At 38.8% G+C, this 16,616-nt stretch carries 12 protein-coding genes, 1 other RNA gene and 1 other annotated feature; of the genes, 10 read left to right on the top strand and 3 right to left on the bottom strand.

What is annotated here, in order from left to right; all coding sequences use genetic code 11:
- Positions 1-459, bottom strand: coding sequence for a MarR family winged helix-turn-helix transcriptional regulator (locus MHB39_RS15965; RefSeq protein WP_009373748.1), 459 nt, complete (start codon positions 457-459; stop codon positions 1-3).
- 184 nt (positions 460-643) lie between these two features.
- Here MHB39_RS15965 and MHB39_RS15960 point away from each other — a divergent pair, with 184 nt between their 5' ends.
- The 7 genes from MHB39_RS15960 (at position 644) to MHB39_RS15930 (ending at position 9,183) form a co-directional block, all read left to right on the top strand.
- The gene (locus tag MHB39_RS15960; protein ID WP_342544514.1) at positions 644-1,894 is read left to right on the top strand and encodes an MFS transporter; all 1,251 of its coding nucleotides are present in this window, start codon (positions 644-646) and stop codon (positions 1,892-1,894) included.
- A gap of 113 nt (positions 1,895-2,007) precedes the next feature.
- Entirely contained in the window at positions 2,008-3,099 is a 1,092-nt protein-coding gene (locus MHB39_RS15955; RefSeq protein ID WP_009373750.1) for a carbohydrate kinase, read from the top strand.
- A 4-nt stretch (positions 3,100-3,103) separates the two neighbouring features.
- Positions 3,104-4,018, top strand: coding sequence for a pseudouridine-5'-phosphate glycosidase (locus MHB39_RS15950; RefSeq protein ID WP_009373752.1), 915 nt, complete (start codon positions 3,104-3,106; stop codon positions 4,016-4,018).
- 205 nt (positions 4,019-4,223) lie between these two features.
- Positions 4,224-6,419: a bifunctional (p)ppGpp synthetase/guanosine-3',5'-bis(diphosphate) 3'-pyrophosphohydrolase gene (locus MHB39_RS15945; protein WP_016991633.1), complete on the top strand. Its 2,196-nt coding sequence runs from the start codon at positions 4,224-4,226 to the stop codon at positions 6,417-6,419.
- Positions 6,420-6,451: 32 nt separating this feature from the next.
- Positions 6,452-6,892: a D-aminoacyl-tRNA deacylase gene (dtd, locus tag MHB39_RS15940; RefSeq protein WP_036075831.1), complete on the top strand. Its 441-nt coding sequence runs from the start codon at positions 6,452-6,454 to the stop codon at positions 6,890-6,892.
- 71 nt (positions 6,893-6,963) lie between these two features.
- A complete protein-coding gene (locus MHB39_RS15935; protein WP_016991632.1) occupies positions 6,964-7,179 on the top strand; it encodes a DUF2642 domain-containing protein in 216 nt (71 codons plus the stop codon).
- 597 nt (positions 7,180-7,776) lie between these two features.
- Positions 7,777-9,183 (top strand): AbgT family transporter, encoded by a 1,407-nt coding sequence (locus tag MHB39_RS15930; protein ID WP_036075835.1) that lies wholly within the window; start codon positions 7,777-7,779, stop codon positions 9,181-9,183.
- Positions 9,184-9,467: 284 nt separating this feature from the next.
- Here MHB39_RS15930 and MHB39_RS15925 read toward each other — a convergent pair whose 3' ends face one another.
- Together MHB39_RS15925 and MHB39_RS15920 are read right to left on the bottom strand one after the other, a co-directional pair.
- A complete protein-coding gene (locus tag MHB39_RS15925; protein ID WP_258860335.1) occupies positions 9,468-10,691 on the bottom strand; it encodes an IS110 family transposase in 1,224 nt (407 codons plus the stop codon).
- A gap of 248 nt (positions 10,692-10,939) precedes the next feature.
- Positions 10,940-12,526, bottom strand: a complete 1,587-nt coding sequence (locus MHB39_RS15920; RefSeq protein ID WP_036076239.1) for an SH3 domain-containing protein — start codon at positions 12,524-12,526, stop codon at positions 10,940-10,942.
- A gap of 164 nt (positions 12,527-12,690) precedes the next feature.
- Positions 12,691-12,934 (top strand) — a binding site (T-box leader).
- A gap of 232 nt (positions 12,935-13,166) precedes the next feature.
- On the opposite strand from MHB39_RS15920, the gene hisS reads away from it, so the two are divergent.
- The 3 genes from hisS (at position 13,167) to ssrS (ending at position 16,609) form a co-directional block, all read left to right on the top strand.
- On the top strand, positions 13,167-14,435 hold the full coding sequence (gene hisS / locus MHB39_RS15915; RefSeq protein WP_036076240.1) for a histidine--tRNA ligase: 1,269 nt from the start codon (positions 13,167-13,169) through the stop codon (positions 14,433-14,435).
- A gap of 65 nt (positions 14,436-14,500) precedes the next feature.
- On the top strand, positions 14,501-16,270 hold the full coding sequence (gene aspS, locus MHB39_RS15910; protein WP_004226768.1) for an aspartate--tRNA ligase: 1,770 nt from the start codon (positions 14,501-14,503) through the stop codon (positions 16,268-16,270).
- 139 nt (positions 16,271-16,409) lie between these two features.
- A non-coding RNA gene (ssrS, locus tag MHB39_RS15905) (6S RNA) lies at positions 16,410-16,609 on the top strand.
- The last annotated feature ends 7 nt before the right edge of the window (positions 16,610-16,616 follow it).

The following is a 16,616-nucleotide window of genomic DNA, read 5'->3' as shown; positions in this document are numbered from 1 at the left end:
TTATACTTCGTCATAGGCTTGAATAATTTTTTGCATTGTTCGCAAGGTATCGTAGAAATCTGCGTATTTTTCGGTTCCAATATCCTCGATAATTCTATCTTGAATGCCTTGCCAAATAGGTGCTGCTTCATGCAGCTTTTCTAAACCTTTTTCAGTGAGCGTTATTTTTTTGGTACGAGCATCATTGGTATCTCGCTTTAACTCAACATAGCCATGTTGCTTTAATAGATTAATATTACGTGTTATAGTGGTTTGATCCAGTTGTAAAATTTCACCTAAACGGCTGATTGAGACAGCTTGTTGAAGGTCGATATGTGCAAGCATTGAATATTGTGTAACTTTTAAACCTGTAGGCTGTAGCAGCTTATCATATAATTGTGTGACTACCCTTGTTTTTTTTCTAAGGTTAGCACAAACACAAATTTGTGTATAATCAATATTTTTAAGTTGATTCTTCATCGACAGTACTCCTTTAAGGGGATTCTACTAATTATAAGTATACACCCAATAACTAGAAATTACTTCTTGACAGCTTTATGAACGATTACTATGATTATACATGTATATACATATAAATGAAATAAGTAGACTTAAACATGTATATACATGTTTTGTAGTCTATCAAAGAAAAGAAGGTGTTGAGGTGAAGCGTGTTCATTATAGTTGGTTTATTTTAATCGTCACATTTTTCTCGATAATTGTCGCAGGAATTACAATGTCATCATCTGGCGTGTTTATCGACCCTCTTGAAAAAGAATTTCACTGGGATCGTTCAACCATTGCTTTAGCTTTTGCTGTAAGTTTGTTTTTATATGGCATATCTGGACCATTTATGGCTGCGTTGCTTGAAGTCATTGGCCTAAAGAAAATGATGCTAGGTGCTATGGCAACTTTAGTATTAGGAATGACTTTAACATTTTTGATGAGTGAATCCTGGCAGCTAATCGTTATTTGGGGGGGCATTATTGGTCTTGGAGCAAGTCTTTTTTTAACTGTCCTTAGCCCATATGTTGCGAATCATTGGTTTGTAAAACGCAGAGGATTAGCGGTTGGTATTTTAACGGCAAGTACAGCCACGGGCCAGTTAATTTTATTACCAGTTCTAGCTGTCATTATTGAACACTATTCTTGGCGATGGGCTATCACATTAATGCTACTCCTTAGTATCATAATGTTTTTCATGATTGCGCTTTTTATAAAAAATAGACCTCAGGATATGGGGTTAACTCCTTATGGACAAGAGGAGGCTATAGAGGAACAACAAATACAGCAAAAGAAGAATCCAATAGCTATGGCTTTTAAAGGTTTATTTGAGGCGATTAAGGTTAAAGCATTTTGGCTCTTAGCAGGTAGCTTTTTTATTTGTGGGCTATCGACAAGCGGATTAATTGGTACTCATTTTGTTTCTTATTGTATTAGCTTTGGCGTTCCTTTAGTCACTGCCGCATCATTCCTTTCTTTTATGGGCATTTTTAATTTATTAGGTACAACTGCGTCAGGCTGGTTGTCTGATCGCTTCGATAATCGGTGGTTATTGTTTTGGTATTACCTGTTAAGAGGCGCATCTCTATTATTGCTCCCTTATGCACTTGCACAAGGATCATTTGTTTTATTAACGATTTTCACGATCTTTTACGGACTAGATTGGATTGCTACAGTGCCACCAACCATCAGTATTACACGACAAATTTTTGGTATGCAAAAAAGCAGTATTATCTATGGGTGGATATTTGCTTCACATCAAGCAGGAGCGGCGGTTGCAGCGTATGGTGGAGGGTTAATTTATAAATTTTTTAACTCTTATACATGGGCTTTTTTTCTTGCAGGAATGTTTTGTGCAATGGCCAGTTTATTCGTCATCATTGTTAAAAAACAAACACCTCAGCAAGCATAAACAAAAAAAGTTGAACCTCAGTAAGATGAGGTTCAACTTTTTTAATAAAGAATCTTTTGACATAACACAAACAAAAGTTTATAATATAAACAAATATAATAAAAGGTGATGCTATGAATGAAAGAGAACAGGCGGTGCTTGCTTTAATTCGCCAGAATCCGTTTATGTCTCAGCAAGAAATGGCAGATGCAATGAATCTGTCGCGTCCTGTGCTTGCTAATTTAGTGTCTAGTTTAACGAAGCAAGGAAAAATTGTAGGTCGTGCTTATATATTACCCGAAGAAAATGAAATTATTTGCATCGGTGGAGCTAATTTAGACCGCAAATTCCATGTCAAGGGCAATGTTCAATTTGGAACATCTAACCCTGCCAGTTCTTCCTTTAGTGTAGGTGGCGTTGGTCGAAATATTGCTGAAAACTTAGGCAGATTAAACCACCAAGTGACGTTACTGACAACGGCAGGTAAGGATGCTGATTGGCAAGTGATCCAAGAGGCTTCGGAATCCTTTATGAATCTACGTTATGTAGAGCAGCTTGCAGAGGCTTCCACAGGTTCTTATACTGCCATCATGGATGAACAGGGTGAGCTAGCACTAGCTGTAGCAAATATGGAAGTTTACGACCTTCTGTTACCGAGCTTGTTGAAAAAACATGAAACAATGCTTGTAAACGCGGGCTGTTTTATTTTGGATTTAAACTGTCCAAAAGAAACAGTGGCGTATATCCAGCAAGTAGCCCTTGCTCGTGATATTCCACTTGTCATTGTGCCAGTATCTTCGCCAAAAATGAATCGACTACCTGAAACATTACAAGGCGTAACTTGGTTTATTTGTAACACAGATGAAGCGGAAACGATTGTTGGACATAAAATTGAAAACGCTACCCATTATGAAAAAGCTTTACAACAGCTCCTACAATTAGGTGCGGAGCATGTCATTATCACGGCTGGTAGCAAGGGCGTTTATGCAGCATCTACAACGATTGCCCCTTGTCATGTTGCCGCTAAAGTGATTGACAAAATTGAAGATGTGACAGGAGCAGGAGATGCCTTTGTTAGCGCTGTCATTCACAGCTGGCTGACTGGACAATCTTTTGAGACATGTATTGATGCTGGATTAACCAATGCAAAAAATACATTGGCATCTCCTTATACAGTAAGACCTGAATTATCAGTAGATTTGTTGAAAAATGAAATGGAGGAATAACAACATGAAAGAATTCATCGTATTATCAGAAGAAGTAAAAGCAGGACAAGCAAAAGGTCTACCAATCGTTGCGTTAGAATCAACAATTATTTCACACGGTATGCCATACCCACAAAACGTGCAAACTGCGCGTGAAGTTGAGCAAATTATTCGCGATAATGGTGCAGTCCCAGCAACAATTGCATTAATTGATGGAAAAATTAAAATTGGTCTATCAGATGAAGAACTAGAAATGTTCGGTAATGCTCAAGGTGTTGCAAAAGCTTCACGTCGTGACTTAGGCTACTTACTAGCAACGAAAAAATTAGGTGCTACAACAGTTGCAGCGACAATGATCTGTGCAGAGCTTGCAGGTATTGAAATCTTTGTTACAGGTGGTATTGGTGGTGTACACCGCGGGGCAGAAACAACAATGGATGTCTCTGCTGACCTAGAAGAATTAGCTCAAACAAATGTTGCCGTTATCTGTGCAGGTGCAAAATCTATTTTAGACATCGGTCTTACATTAGAATATCTTGAAACAAAAGGTGTGCCAGTGGTTGGTTATGGTACGGATGAATTACCAGCGTTCTACACACGTCAAAGTGGATTCGATGTAAACTTCCAGTTAGATACGCCAGAAGAAATTGCAGCAATGCTATCTGCGAAATGGCAATTAGGCTTAAAGGGTGGCGCTGTCATTGCAAATCCAATTCCTGAGGCGGAAGCATTAGAGCATGCATTTATTACAAACATTATTGAAAAAGCTTTAGTTGAAGCAGAAGAGAATGGCATTCAAGGTAAAAACGTTACACCATTCTTACTTGGCAAAGTTAAAGAATTAACAGAAGGTAAAAGTCTTGATGCCAACATTGCATTAGTGAAAAACAATGCAGTTGTCGGCGCGAAAATTGCTGTAGCTTACAATCAATTACACTAATCCATTTGTCGAAACAAGGACTCTTTGTGACGTGAAGTCGCAAAGGGTCTTTTTTATTAAAAAAAAGGATATTTTTTCCGTTTTTCGATCTGTTCACGAGATTAACTAAACTAAATGATACAGTCTCTTTACAATAGGCCACAATATTTTATACAATTAAGTTTATATCTAATCTGAAAAATTTGACGAGCAAGGTGGACATGTTATGGCGAAAGAGCAAATTTTGACTCCTGAGGACGTTTTTGAGTTAGTCAAATCCTACATGAATGATGAAAATGTCGCATTCGTGAAAAAAGCATATGAATTAGCAAGGGATGCCCATATTGAGCAATTCCGTAGCTCTGGTGAACCGTATATTATTCACCCAGTACAAGTAGCAGGTATTCTAGCTGAATTACAAATGGACCCGGAAACTGTAGCAGCAGGTTTTTTACATGATGTTGTCGAAGATACGGATTTTACGCGGGATGATTTGGTACGTGAATTTGGCGAAGAGGTAGCCGTACTTGTTGATGGTGTTACCAAACTAGGGAAAATTAAATATTTATCAAAAGAGGCGCAGCAGGCAGAAAATCATCGAAAAATGTTTGTGGCTATGGCGCAAGATATCCGTGTTATTCTCATTAAGCTAGCAGACCGTCTTCATAATATGCGTACGTTAAAGCATTTACCTGCTGAGAAGCAACGACGCATTTCGAAAGAGACGCTCGAGATTTTTGCACCACTTGCTCATCGTCTTGGAATTTCGACTGTAAAATGGGAGCTTGAAGATACAGCACTGCGCTATTTAAACCCACAACAATATTATCGTATTGTCAGTCTGATGAAGAAAAAACGTGATGAACGTGAAGCTTATTTAGAAAATGTGATGGCTGAGATGAAATCACAACTGAATGAGGTTGAAATTGACGCAGATGTCTATGGTCGACCAAAGCATATTTACAGTATCTATCGAAAAATGGTGTTACAAAAGAAACAGTTTAATGAAATTTATGATTTATTAGCCATTCGTGTTCTTGTCGATAGTATTAAAGATTGCTATGCCGTATTAGGAATCGTGCATACACTATGGAAACCAATGCCAGGACGCTTTAAAGACTATATTGCTATGCCAAAACAAAACCTGTACCAGTCTCTACATACGACTGTTATTGGGCCTTATGGTGACCCGTTGGAGGTACAGATTCGTACAAAGGAAATGCACAAAATTGCAGAGTACGGGATTGCGGCGCACTGGGCGTATAAAGAAGGCAAAAACGTCGATCATCAAAAGCAGAATGTCGATCAAAAATTAACGTGGTTCCGTGAAATTTTAGAGTTCCAAAATGAATCTTCCAACGCAGAGGAATTTATGGAATCCTTAAAATTTGATTTATTCTCTGATATGGTTTATGTCTTTACACCTGAAGGCGATGTCATTGAACTGCCAGCAGGTTCTGTTCCTATTGATTTTGCCTATCGCGTTCATTCCGAAGTGGGAAATCGTACGATTGGAGCGAAAATTAATGGGAAGATGGTACCGCTTGATACGCCATTAAAAACGGGTGATATCATTGAAATTTTAACTTCGAAACAATCCTTTGGTCCGAGTCGCGATTGGCTAAAAATAGCTCAATCCTCGCAGGCAAAGAATAAGATAAAGCAATTCTTTAAACGACACCTGCGTGAAGAAAATATTGTCAAAGGTAAAGAAATGATTGAAAAAGAAATCCGTGCTCAGGATTTCGATTTAAAGGAAACGCTGTCCTCTGAAAACCTAAAACGGGTATGCGACAAATTTAACTATACGAATGAAGAAGATTTGTATGCGGCAGTTGGTGTGAATGGGATTACTGCACAGCAGGTTGTGAATCGTTTAGCTGAAAAACGTCGTAAAGAACGTGAGCAGGAAGAAGCACTAGAAAAAATCGAACAAAAAATGAAAAATCCAATTCCACAAAAACGTACGGAATCGGGCGTTATTGTAAAGGGTATTGATAATATGCTCATTCGACTTTCTCGCTGCTGTACGCCCGTTCCTGGCGATGATATTGTAGGCTTTATTACGAAGGGTAGAGGTGTTTCTGTCCATCGTGAGGACTGTCCAAATATTCAAATTGAGGATGAGCAGGAGCGCTTAATTGAAGTGGAATGGGAGCATGGTGTCATTCCTGAGAAAAAGGAATACCCTGTTGATATTGAAGTTTCAGCCTTTGACAGACCTGGCATTTTAAATGAAATCATGCAAATTGTTAGTGAAACGAAAACAAATATTTTAGCAGTAAGTGGTCGTGCTGACCGTGATAAAATGGCAACAATTCATTTAACAATTTCTATTTCAAATATTTCACATTTGCATAAAGTTGTTGAGCGAATTAAACAAACACCTGATATTTATTCGGTGCAGCGTGTCATTAACTAATTGATAGGCAATATAGAATTGGGGTTTAGTACATGAAAGTAGTATTACAGCGCAGTAAAGCTGCCTCTGTAACAGTGGACGGAACGGTTACAGGAGCAATTGATCATGGCTATGTTCTTTTAGTGGGAATTACACATGAAGACACACAAGAGGATGTTGCCTATTTAGCAAAAAAAGTAGCTAACTTACGTCTTTGGGAAGATGCAGATGGAAAAATGAATCATTCGATCTTAGAGCATGGGGGCGCTATTTTATCCGTCTCACAATTTACGTTGTATGGGGATGCAAAAAAGGGGAATCGTCCAAGTTTTATCAACGCAGCTAGACCAGAAGCAGCTGAGCCACTGTGGGAGGCTTTTAATCAGGCATTACGCGAGCATGGCTTACATGTGGAAACAGGTATTTTTGGTGCAATGATGGATGTAGCACTAATTAATGATGGTCCAGTCACAATTCTTCTAGAGTCAAAATAATGGAACATTTCCTATAATTCCTTCATATACTAAAGAGTATGGTTAGTTTTATAGGAAGGAGTGTCTTAAACATGACGCAGACGAGAAGTATAACAAATCCATATTTATACGAAACTCTTAGCATGATGATTGGTCAGGCAGTAGTGGTGCAAACAGCAAAAAATATTCAACAAGGTATTTTATTATCCATACTACCTGACCATATGGTTCTTGAGATGAATCGTACGCCTTTCTTCATTCGAATGGAGGAAATTGTATGGGTTACATTGGAAACTACAAAAAAATGAAAAAATATGAGCCTTCAAATCATAATAAATGATAGAAGGTTCTTTTTCTTTTTTTATCTGTTTATTGCAAATAGTAATCTCATAATAGTAAATGTAGTTCCAGAAACTAAAAATTATCAAAACAGTTGAATATTATTTTCTAAAAATAATAAATCATTTGATTCCTCATTGATAGCTAACCTCCAATTTTTTCATCCTACATACAACCTTTGATGCCTTTCATGATTGATTTTTCTCCTGAAGTTCATGGTTAAAAAATCGAAGGACAATCATATCAACTCTAACTTCTCCAACACCACTGCACATTGCTTCTGTCTTAATAAGAAACAATTTGTGAAATCAAGATATAATTATTATTTTAGAAAACAAAATATGACGATGGAAATGCACTTTAGTAATCGATTATGTGTATATAACATTCCGTTTTTGTAGGAGAGGAATAAGAGGTTTAATAAGGAACGGCAGCGTGTGCTTTCTGAAATAATAGAAAATTAATACTTTACAATAAATTTAAACTCATGTATATTTATTTTCAATTAGCGACAAATAGCGACAATATACTGCTAATGTCTAAATCAGAAAAAGGAGCGTGATTTAATGGAAAATGAGCAGGGGGTAAAGAAGAAAAGCTGGTTGAAAGTACCTCATACATATACGATTATTTTTGCTATTATTTTTTTAGCAGGTATTGCAAGCTATATCATACCAGCGGGTGAGTTTGAACGTGTAGAGGATGAAGAAGGGCGAATGCTCGTTGTAGATGGAAGCTATCATCATATTGAGAGTGAACCAGTTTCCTTTTTTGAAATGTTTACAGCGATTCCAATGGGTCTCGAAAAAGGGGCTCAAATTATTTTCTACATTTTTTTAGTCAGTGGTGTTTTTGGTATTATTCGTTCTACAGGTGCTATTGAGGCAGGTGTCTATAAAGGAGTAAAAGCTTTAGAGGGCAGAGAGAAATTACTGATTCCTTTATCGATGATTTTATTCTCTGTTGGTGGTTTTACAATGGGGATGGCGGAAGAAACAATTATTTTCGTACCGATTGGTGTGGCCATTGCACGTGCGATGGGCTTTGATGCTGTAACAGGAACAGCTATGATTACACTTGGTGCCGCCAGTGGATTTTTCGGAGGAATGCTTAATCCCTTTACGGTAGGTGTTGCACAATCATTAGCTGATGTACCATTATTCTCAGGGATTGGCTTCCGTGCTGTTGTCTATGTTTTTGTATTAGGTTTTGCTATTTTCTATGTATCTCGCTATGCTTTTAAGGTGAAAAAGAACCCACAGGCAAGTGTCATTTATGATATTGAGCAAAAAGCTAAATCCAATGTTTCTGCGATTGACATTCCTACATTAACTGGAAAGCATAAATTTGTATTTATTGTCATGGCTTGTGGAATTGGCTTTAATATTTATGGTGTCTTTAATTGGGGCTGGTTCTTAACGCAGCTAACGGCATCCTTTTTAATTATGGGATTAGTTGCAGGATTAATTGGTGGTTTAAAACCTGCTACTATCTTTGATTCCTTTATTGAGGGAGCCAAGGCTGTAACATTTGGTGCTTTAATTGTAGGTTTTGCCCGTGCTATTACGGTTGTTTTAGAGCAGGGGAAAATTATTGATACAATCGTTTATGCAGCCTCAGAAACAATTGGACATTTGCCACATGCTATTAGTGCAATCGGTATGTTATTTATACAAGCTCTTTTAAATTTATTTATTTCATCTGGTAGTGGACAGGCAGCAGCAACAATGCCGATTATGATTCCAATCACTGATTTATTAGGATTAGAGCGACAAGTGGCTGTTTTAGCCTTCCAATATGGAGATTCCTTAACGAACTCTATTATTCCTACCTCGTCTGCATTAATGGCGTATTTAGCTGTTGCAGGTATCCCTTATGAAAAGTGGATTAAGTTTATCTGGAAGATGATTCTTGGGTGGGCAGTGATTGCCTGTCTGGCGCTAATTGCTGCGGTAGCATTAGGAATATCTTAAATATGAAAAAGGGGCTGGGACAAAACCCATCTCTAAACTAAAAAGCCGGTGAAATTTTACGATCAGTAAAATTTCATCGGCTTTCAATTTGAAGCTAGTTATGTCCCAGCCTCTTTTTCTTACGATTAGTCAACCTTATCTAGAGAATAATTTCTATTTTTATGAGTGTGAAGTAGTGAAGGATATCTCTCACCACTTCACACTCATTTTTTAGATACGCCAAAAAGACCTGACGATTTTTATTTTTTTCGAAAGGTCATTATGATATAGTTCTATATAGGTGATTACGATTTCTGAGCTGGTAGTGCGGACTCATAATCGTAAAGAATGCCACGCGTCAGTAACTGAAATGTCACTTTCAGAAACTTGTTGATGCAGGCGATGATCGCAACCTTATGAGGCTTCCTCTGAGGTTGCTTTTTTAATTTATAGTAATAGTCCACAAAATGATTTGGTTTTCCTTTTGCCATAAGCATGGCGCATACCATAAAAAATAAAATCTTCCGTAAATGTTTGTTTCCTCGTTTATTAATCCTGTCTCGATATTGCGTATTCCCAGACTGGTACCGCATAATATCAATGCCTGCGTAAGCGTTCAGTTGTTTCGCGTTTTGAAAGCGGCGGATGTCACCAATCTCTCCAATTAATCGGCACGCCGTTGAATCGCCAATCCCAGGAATCGAACGCAATACTAGATATTCTTTTCGTCCTTCTGACAATTCCACCATCTGTTTCACAAGCGTTGCTTTCTTCTCTAGTAAATCCGCAATGCGAGCTGCGTAATCTCGTGCTTGATCACAACGAATATCTGTGGATTTAATCGCTGGGTAACTATTTTCAGCTGCTTCTAATAATGTAATAGCTTTAGCCTCCGCACGCATTAGCGATAGGTTTTTTCGCGTATTGACCTTTAAACGATTTTTAATAATCGTTTTTGAATGGGCCTGTAAAAGTGCGGGGTGCGGATATAGTTGTACAATATTTAAAAATAGTGCTGAATTCGGTGTAATCAACTTTTCTAATTCTGGAAAACTCAGCTGTAAAATGGCATGCATTCTACTTTTGAGTAAAATGATTTCTTCGTCAATTTCATCGTAATAACGAGTCAATGCACGCATCTGTTCATAATAATCGTCTTGTATGTACGTTATTTCGCGTTCCATTTTGAAATGTGTTCTTGCGAGTTCATGGGCATCACTGATATCGGTTTTATTGCGACGCATCGTTGCCATCTGTAAATTCGCTTCAAGTGGATTCATGCGACAGTATGCATAGCCGTAATCTTTGAAAAAAGCTTCGACAGGTTTTGAATAGATGCCTGTTGCTTCAAATACGATATCTGGCGCTTGTCCATCTTGCTTTGTCATCTCTTCCATTCGTTCGTGTAACCTCTCAAAATCATCCCGTGTATGATGTAGCACACCTTCAAACTCGCATTGGCGATGACTATTATAAATCGTAACGGTACTTTTTCCTTTACTGACATCTAACGCAATGACATGTTTCATCTCATTCTTCTCCTTTTGACCAATCATAGAAGCCTTCACAGTACCTTATCGATTCCACTTTCTTATACACGATCTCTTAGGACCCAACATACTAAGCTGATTCATATAAGGGCATGAAGGTAGCCGGTTTTATATACGGACTCACAAATGGTCCCAGAGGCTGGTCGGCTTTTCTTCACTTCTACTATAAAAAAATAGTAGCACAAACCATGGCCTTGGTTTGTACTACTAATGTTAGTATGTTTTGCTTATTCATCTTGTTCATTAAAGTAGTTGAGAATTCCCTGATAAATACCAAGAGTCGCTTGTTCACGGAATTTAGCTGTTGTAATAACGCGCTCCTCACTTGAATTACTTAAAAAGCCTAACTCAATAAGGACGGCCTTTTGACGATTTTCTCGTAATACTAAATAATTCCCTTGTTGTGTACCACGGTCTCTTAAATCTAGTTTACTGGAAAGGCCGTCATGAATTGCTTCAGCAAGCCCTTTTTGATTGCTATTCATATAATAGGACGTGAAGCCGTTAATGGAGCTATCATCTGTTGCATCGTAATGAAGGCTAATAAAGGCATCTGCCTCATATTGATGGGCAATCGATACACGCTTACGCAATGCCACATATTCATCCGATTCTCTTGTCATGACAACGTTTGCGCCAGCAGCACTTAGCTTGGAAGCTAGCAAAGTGGCCGTTTTTAAAGTTATGCCCTTTTCCTCAGTACCACGTTGACCAGTTGTACCATGGTCATTTCCACCATGACCAGCATCAACAACGATCGTTAATCCACTTAAAGTACCTTTTTTACGGGGTTCTTCTATTTCTTTCTGTGGATTTGTCGCTTTATTGGAACTTGTTGTGACCACCCAGTTCGCGACAAAGGCTGTTTTTTCGTCGTCTATTTGTATTTCATAAAAATCATTTTTAACGCCTACTATCGGGTAATTTCCACCAGCATCTACACGTTCAACCACCTCTGCTGCTGTTGAGGCATCCGTTCGTAGGTTTGTCCCATTATAGATAATCGTAACAGACTCTAACTCTTTGGAAGATGATGTTTTTGAGGTACTTTTTACTTTATTGGAGAATGTACCGTAAAAACTATAGACCCAACCAACTTTTTTATCATTGTACTGAATTTGTACCCAATTATGCTCATGTGCGAGTACTTTAAAGGCTTGTCCTTTTGTTGCGGTGCCGATTTTTTTAGCGTTCAAATCTGGCTTCTTACGAACATTAAGGGTATCCACTAAAATGGTGAAGGTTGCATCTTTATTAGCGGATGCCGTGGTTGTAGTAGTTACTTCTACAGCATCTTCCTTGGGTTCCGTTTCTTTTTTTGGGTTATCGTTGATCGTGACATAATCCTTCGACACCCATCCTGTTAGTCCATTCCAATCGATTTTTGCCCATTCTCCATTTTCTTCAACGAGGTTTGCTTGGTTACCTGTAGAAAGTTGACCAAGAACAGCTGAAGAGATATCTGGTTCTGTTCGAATATTTAAACGGTCAACTTGTGAAATGACGGTTTTGTCGATCACTTGTTTAGCATTAGTAGGTGCTGTCAGCCAAGAGGCAACCCATCCTTCGTAATTACCTGCTTTGACTTGGTACCAATCACCTTCTCGACCGATTGAGGTTAAAGGGTCACCTTCTTCTAAAGTCGTAATAATGGGATAAGACAATCCAGGACCCTCACGCAAATGAAGAATCGTTCCAGCGACTTTTAGATCACTGGTGTCAGCGGAAGCTCTTTGAACAAAGTTCTTATTTGGAATCGCCATCGTTACCATTAGTACGAAGATGATTATACTATGTAAAATTTTTGTCCTCATCAGATTCCTCCTATTCCTTGTGCTATTTTACCATGCTTTTATCATAAAATTCGTGGTAAAATGGTAACAGAATTAGTTATTTTCAAGATAGACGGGTGAAAAATACAAAAATAGTTGACATTGCTTTAGCTAGTGACTAACATAAAGGGTAATCGAAAAATGATTAATCGCTTATGACCAAGCAAGTAGCGTATACCACTATTGGAAAAGAGAGGGAAAGACTTAGGCTGCAATCTTTCCTACAAAAATGTATCACGTGAATAACACTTGAGAGGCTTTTTTCTGAAAAGCAGTGCCTAGTAGGAAAAAACGGAATCGGCCGTTATCCGATTAAGAGGAGGACACATGTAATTATTTTGTGTCAACTAGGGTGGAACCGCGGAAGCTTATACAGCTCTCGTCCCTTGCATTAGCAAGGTGACGAGGGCTTTTTTTGTTGCCCAAAAAGTAATGAGTTTTTCGAGGGATTGCTGTTTTTGCTCAGAGAAGAGGGGAAGGCGCTCCAACTAGTGTGAAAAGCGCTCATCAGAGGTTGTAACCCGCTCAGAACGGCCAGAAATCCGCTCAATCAAAGCATGCATTCGCTCAAAGTGGTACAACAGCTGCTCTATCATAAGCAATCAATATAGGAGGGAATTACATGAGTTTTAAAGTGCCACGAGGGACACAAGATATTTTGCCAGGTCAATCTGAAAAATGGCAAAAGGTTGAAGCGATTATTCGTGATATTTGTCGTGTTTATCGCTATAACGAAATTCGCACACCAATTTTCGAGCAAACGGATCTATTTGCACGTGGGGTTGGGGAAACAACTGATGTTGTACAAAAGGAAATGTATACATTTGAAGATCGTGGAGGGCGTTCATTAACACTACGTCCAGAAAATACGGCTGGTGTCGTACGTGCCTATGTGGAGCATAAAATGTTTGGTGCTCCAGATCAGCCAGTTAAGCTTTCTTACTTAGGACCAATGTTCCGGTATGAGCGTCAACAAGCGGGTCGTTATCGTCAATTTGTACAGTTTGGAGTAGAAGCAATTGGTTCAGCAGATCCTGCGATTGATGCAGAAGTCATTGCTCTTGCTATGGACGTCTATGAATCAGCTGGTTTAAAGGATTTAAAATTAGTGATTAATTCACTTGGCGACAAAGAAACACGTGATACACATCGTACTGCTTTATTACAGCATTTTGAGCCACATATTCATGAGTTTTGCTCAGACTGTCAAAATCGTTTGCAAAAAAATCCATTGCGCATTTTAGATTGTAAGGTAGATCGTGAGCATCCGTTAATGCAAACGGCTCCAGCGTTAACTGATTTCTTAACAGAAGAATCAGCTGCTTATTTTGCTCAAGTGAAAACGTACTTAGATACATTGGCTATTTCATACGAGGTTGATCCAAATCTCGTGCGAGGACTTGATTATTATAATCACACAACATTTGAAATTATGTCCACAGCATCAGGCTTTGGAGCGATTACAACATTATGTGGTGGTGGACGCTACAATGGATTAGTGCAAGAAATTGGCGGTCCTGATGTACCAGGTATAGGTTTTGCATTAAGTATTGAACGTTTGTTGCTGGCACTTGAAGCAGAGGGTGTTGAATTAGACACAGCTTCAGGGCTAGATGTTTACATTATTGCAATGGGCGATGAGGCGAAGCAAAAGGCTGTTGAGCTGACAAGCACTTTCCGAGCGAAGGGACTTGCGACAGAGATGGATTATTTAGACCGTAAAATGAAGGCTCAAATGAAATCAGCGGATCGTCTAGGTGCAAAATATACCCTTGTTCTTGGTGAAACGGAACTTGAAGAGCAGGCAGCAGCTGTCAAACATATGGAATCTGGGGAGCAGCACAAAGTGGCATTCTCAGAGCTAGTGAACTATTTAACACAACAGGCATAAATCAGACAGAGGGCATTCCTAGTGAAATGCTACATAAATTGAAGATATTTTGGAGGAATTTAACAATGGCTACAAGAACACATGCGAGTAACGAGCTTTCAGAAGCGTTACAAGGCGAAAAAGTCGTATTAAAAGGTTGGGTACAGCGTCGTCGTGACCTTGGTGGTTTAATTTTCATTGATTTGCGTGACCGTACAGGTATTACGCAAGTTGTTTTTAGTCCAGACGTTGCAGAAGCACATGCATTAGCGGATAAAGTGCGTAGTGAATATGTGATCGAAGTGGAAGGCACTGTCATCCTTCGTACAGAAGATCAAATCAACCCGAATGTACCAAACGGTAAAATTGAAGTGGAAGCAACAAAATTAGTCGTAATTAATACGGCAAAAACAACGCCATTCCAAATCGAAGATCGTACAGATGTATCAGAAGATTTACGTTTAAAATATCGTTATCTAGACTTACGTCGTCCCGTTATGTTCGATACTTTCAAAATGCGTTCTGATGTCACACGTACAATTCGTAACTTCCTACAAAATGAAGGATTCTTAGAAGTTGAAACACCAATTTTAACAAAATCAACGCCAGAGGGTGCTCGTGACTATTTAGTCCCTTCACGTGTTCATGAAGGTGAATTTTACGCTTTACCACAGTCACCTCAATTATTTAAACAATTATTAATGGTTGCTGGTTTTGAAAAGTACTTCCAAATTGCGCGTTGCTTCCGTGACGAGGATTTACGTGCTGACCGTCAACCAGAGTTTACACAGGTGGACATTGAAACGAGCTTCTTAACACAAGAAGAAGTATTAGAAATGAACGAGCGCTTGATTCAAGCGGTTATGAAAGAAGTAAAAGGAATCGACATTCCTGCACCGTTCCAGCGCATGAAATATCAAGAAGCGATGGATCGTTATGGTTCAGATAAGCCAGATGTACGTTTTGGATTAGAGCTAGTGGCGTTAAATGATATTTTTGAAGGCTGTAACTTCAAAGTATTTGCGGATACGGTTGCACAAGGAAAACAAGTGAAAAGTATCAATATTAAAGGTGCAGCTGACAAATATTCTCGTAAAGACATGGACGAGTTAACAAAATTCGTTGGGATTTATGGAGCAAAAGGTCTTGCTTGGTTAAAGGTAACAGAAGAAGGCTTAAATGGTCCAATCGCTAAATTCTTTGATGAAGCATTAGCTGCAGCCTTAATCGAGCGTATGGGAGCGGAAGTTGGCGATATTCTAGTATTTGTAGCAGATAAAGCCGCTGTTGTAGCAGCTTCTTTAGGTGCTCTACGTACGAAATTAGGACAAGATTTAAATCTAATCGATGAATCACAATTTGCCTTCCTTTGGATTACTGACTGGCCGTTATTCGAATACTCTGAGGAAGATGGACGCTACTATGCAGCACATCATCCATTCACACGTCCGTTTGATGAAGATATAGCGTTAATGGACACAGATCCTGCAGCAGTACGTGCACAAGCATATGATATCGTTTTAAACGGCTACGAACTTGGTGGTGGTTCATTACGTATTTACGAACGTGACCTACAAGAGAAAATGTTTGAATTACTTGGCTTCTCAGAAGAAGAAGCACAAGCACAATTCGGCTTCCTATTAGAAGCGTTTGAATACGGCGTACCACCACATGCAGGTCTTGCATTTGGTCTTGATCGCTTCGTCATGCTATTAGCAGGTCGTACTAATTTACGTGATACAATTGCATTCCCGAAAACAGCTAGTGCAAGCTGCTTGATGACAGAAGCACCAAGTGAAGTATCTCCTGAGCAACTAAGTGAATTAAGCCTGGCCATCAAACCATTTAGAAAATAATGTGTAATACAAAATACCTGGACTTCCTAGCAAATACTGTTGGGAATCTAGGTATTTTTTGCGTTTTCTTAAGAAATTATAGATTATTAGAGAAAATCGTTTGAATTATCAGAAAAGTGGTGGTATGATAACTGTAATACGAATCCTGATGTGTTTGTCTAACTGCTAACTCTACTTCACAGTTTTGACCGAACATTATAGAATCGGGAGCCTTCATTTTGTAGTCGCAAACATGCCCCTAACGGAGCGGGACGTTTAAAGTTGCAAAGCGGGCACCCACCTGCGAATTGCGGGTTCAAAACGAATGTTTCTTGGCATTACGGCACAATTGGGATTCGTCCTATAC

Origin of the sequence: Lysinibacillus sp. FSL K6-4013 (assembly GCF_038630435.1) — a bacterium.
Classification (GTDB): domain Bacteria; phylum Bacillota; class Bacilli; order Bacillales_A; family Planococcaceae; genus Lysinibacillus; species Lysinibacillus boronitolerans.
This window is presented reverse-complemented; position numbering and strand designations above follow the sequence as displayed.

What these genes read in the sequence shown, in the direction of transcription:
- MHB39_RS15925 (WP_258860335.1), bottom strand. Translation starts at nt 10,691, where the DNA reads ATGAAACATGTCATTGCGTTAGATGTCAGTAAAGGAAAAAGTACCGTT.
- MHB39_RS15950 (WP_009373752.1), top strand. Translation starts at nt 3,104, where the DNA reads ATGAAAGAATTCATCGTATTATCAGAAGAAGTAAAAGCAGGACAAGCA.
- MHB39_RS15930 (WP_036075835.1), top strand. Translation starts at nt 7,777, where the DNA reads ATGGAAAATGAGCAGGGGGTAAAGAAGAAAAGCTGGTTGAAAGTACCT.
- MHB39_RS15955 (WP_009373750.1), top strand. Translation starts at nt 2,008, where the DNA reads ATGAATGAAAGAGAACAGGCGGTGCTTGCTTTAATTCGCCAGAATCCG.
- hisS (WP_036076240.1), top strand. Translation starts at nt 13,167, where the DNA reads ATGAGTTTTAAAGTGCCACGAGGGACACAAGATATTTTGCCAGGTCAA.
- aspS (WP_004226768.1), top strand. Translation starts at nt 14,501, where the DNA reads ATGGCTACAAGAACACATGCGAGTAACGAGCTTTCAGAAGCGTTACAA.
- dtd (WP_036075831.1), top strand. Translation starts at nt 6,452, where the DNA reads ATGAAAGTAGTATTACAGCGCAGTAAAGCTGCCTCTGTAACAGTGGAC.
- MHB39_RS15965 (WP_009373748.1), bottom strand. Translation starts at nt 459, where the DNA reads ATGAAGAATCAACTTAAAAATATTGATTATACACAAATTTGTGTTTGT.
- MHB39_RS15920 (WP_036076239.1), bottom strand. Translation starts at nt 12,526, where the DNA reads ATGAGGACAAAAATTTTACATAGTATAATCATCTTCGTACTAATGGTA.
- MHB39_RS15945 (WP_016991633.1), top strand. Translation starts at nt 4,224, where the DNA reads ATGGCGAAAGAGCAAATTTTGACTCCTGAGGACGTTTTTGAGTTAGTC.
- MHB39_RS15935 (WP_016991632.1), top strand. Translation starts at nt 6,964, where the DNA reads ATGACGCAGACGAGAAGTATAACAAATCCATATTTATACGAAACTCTT.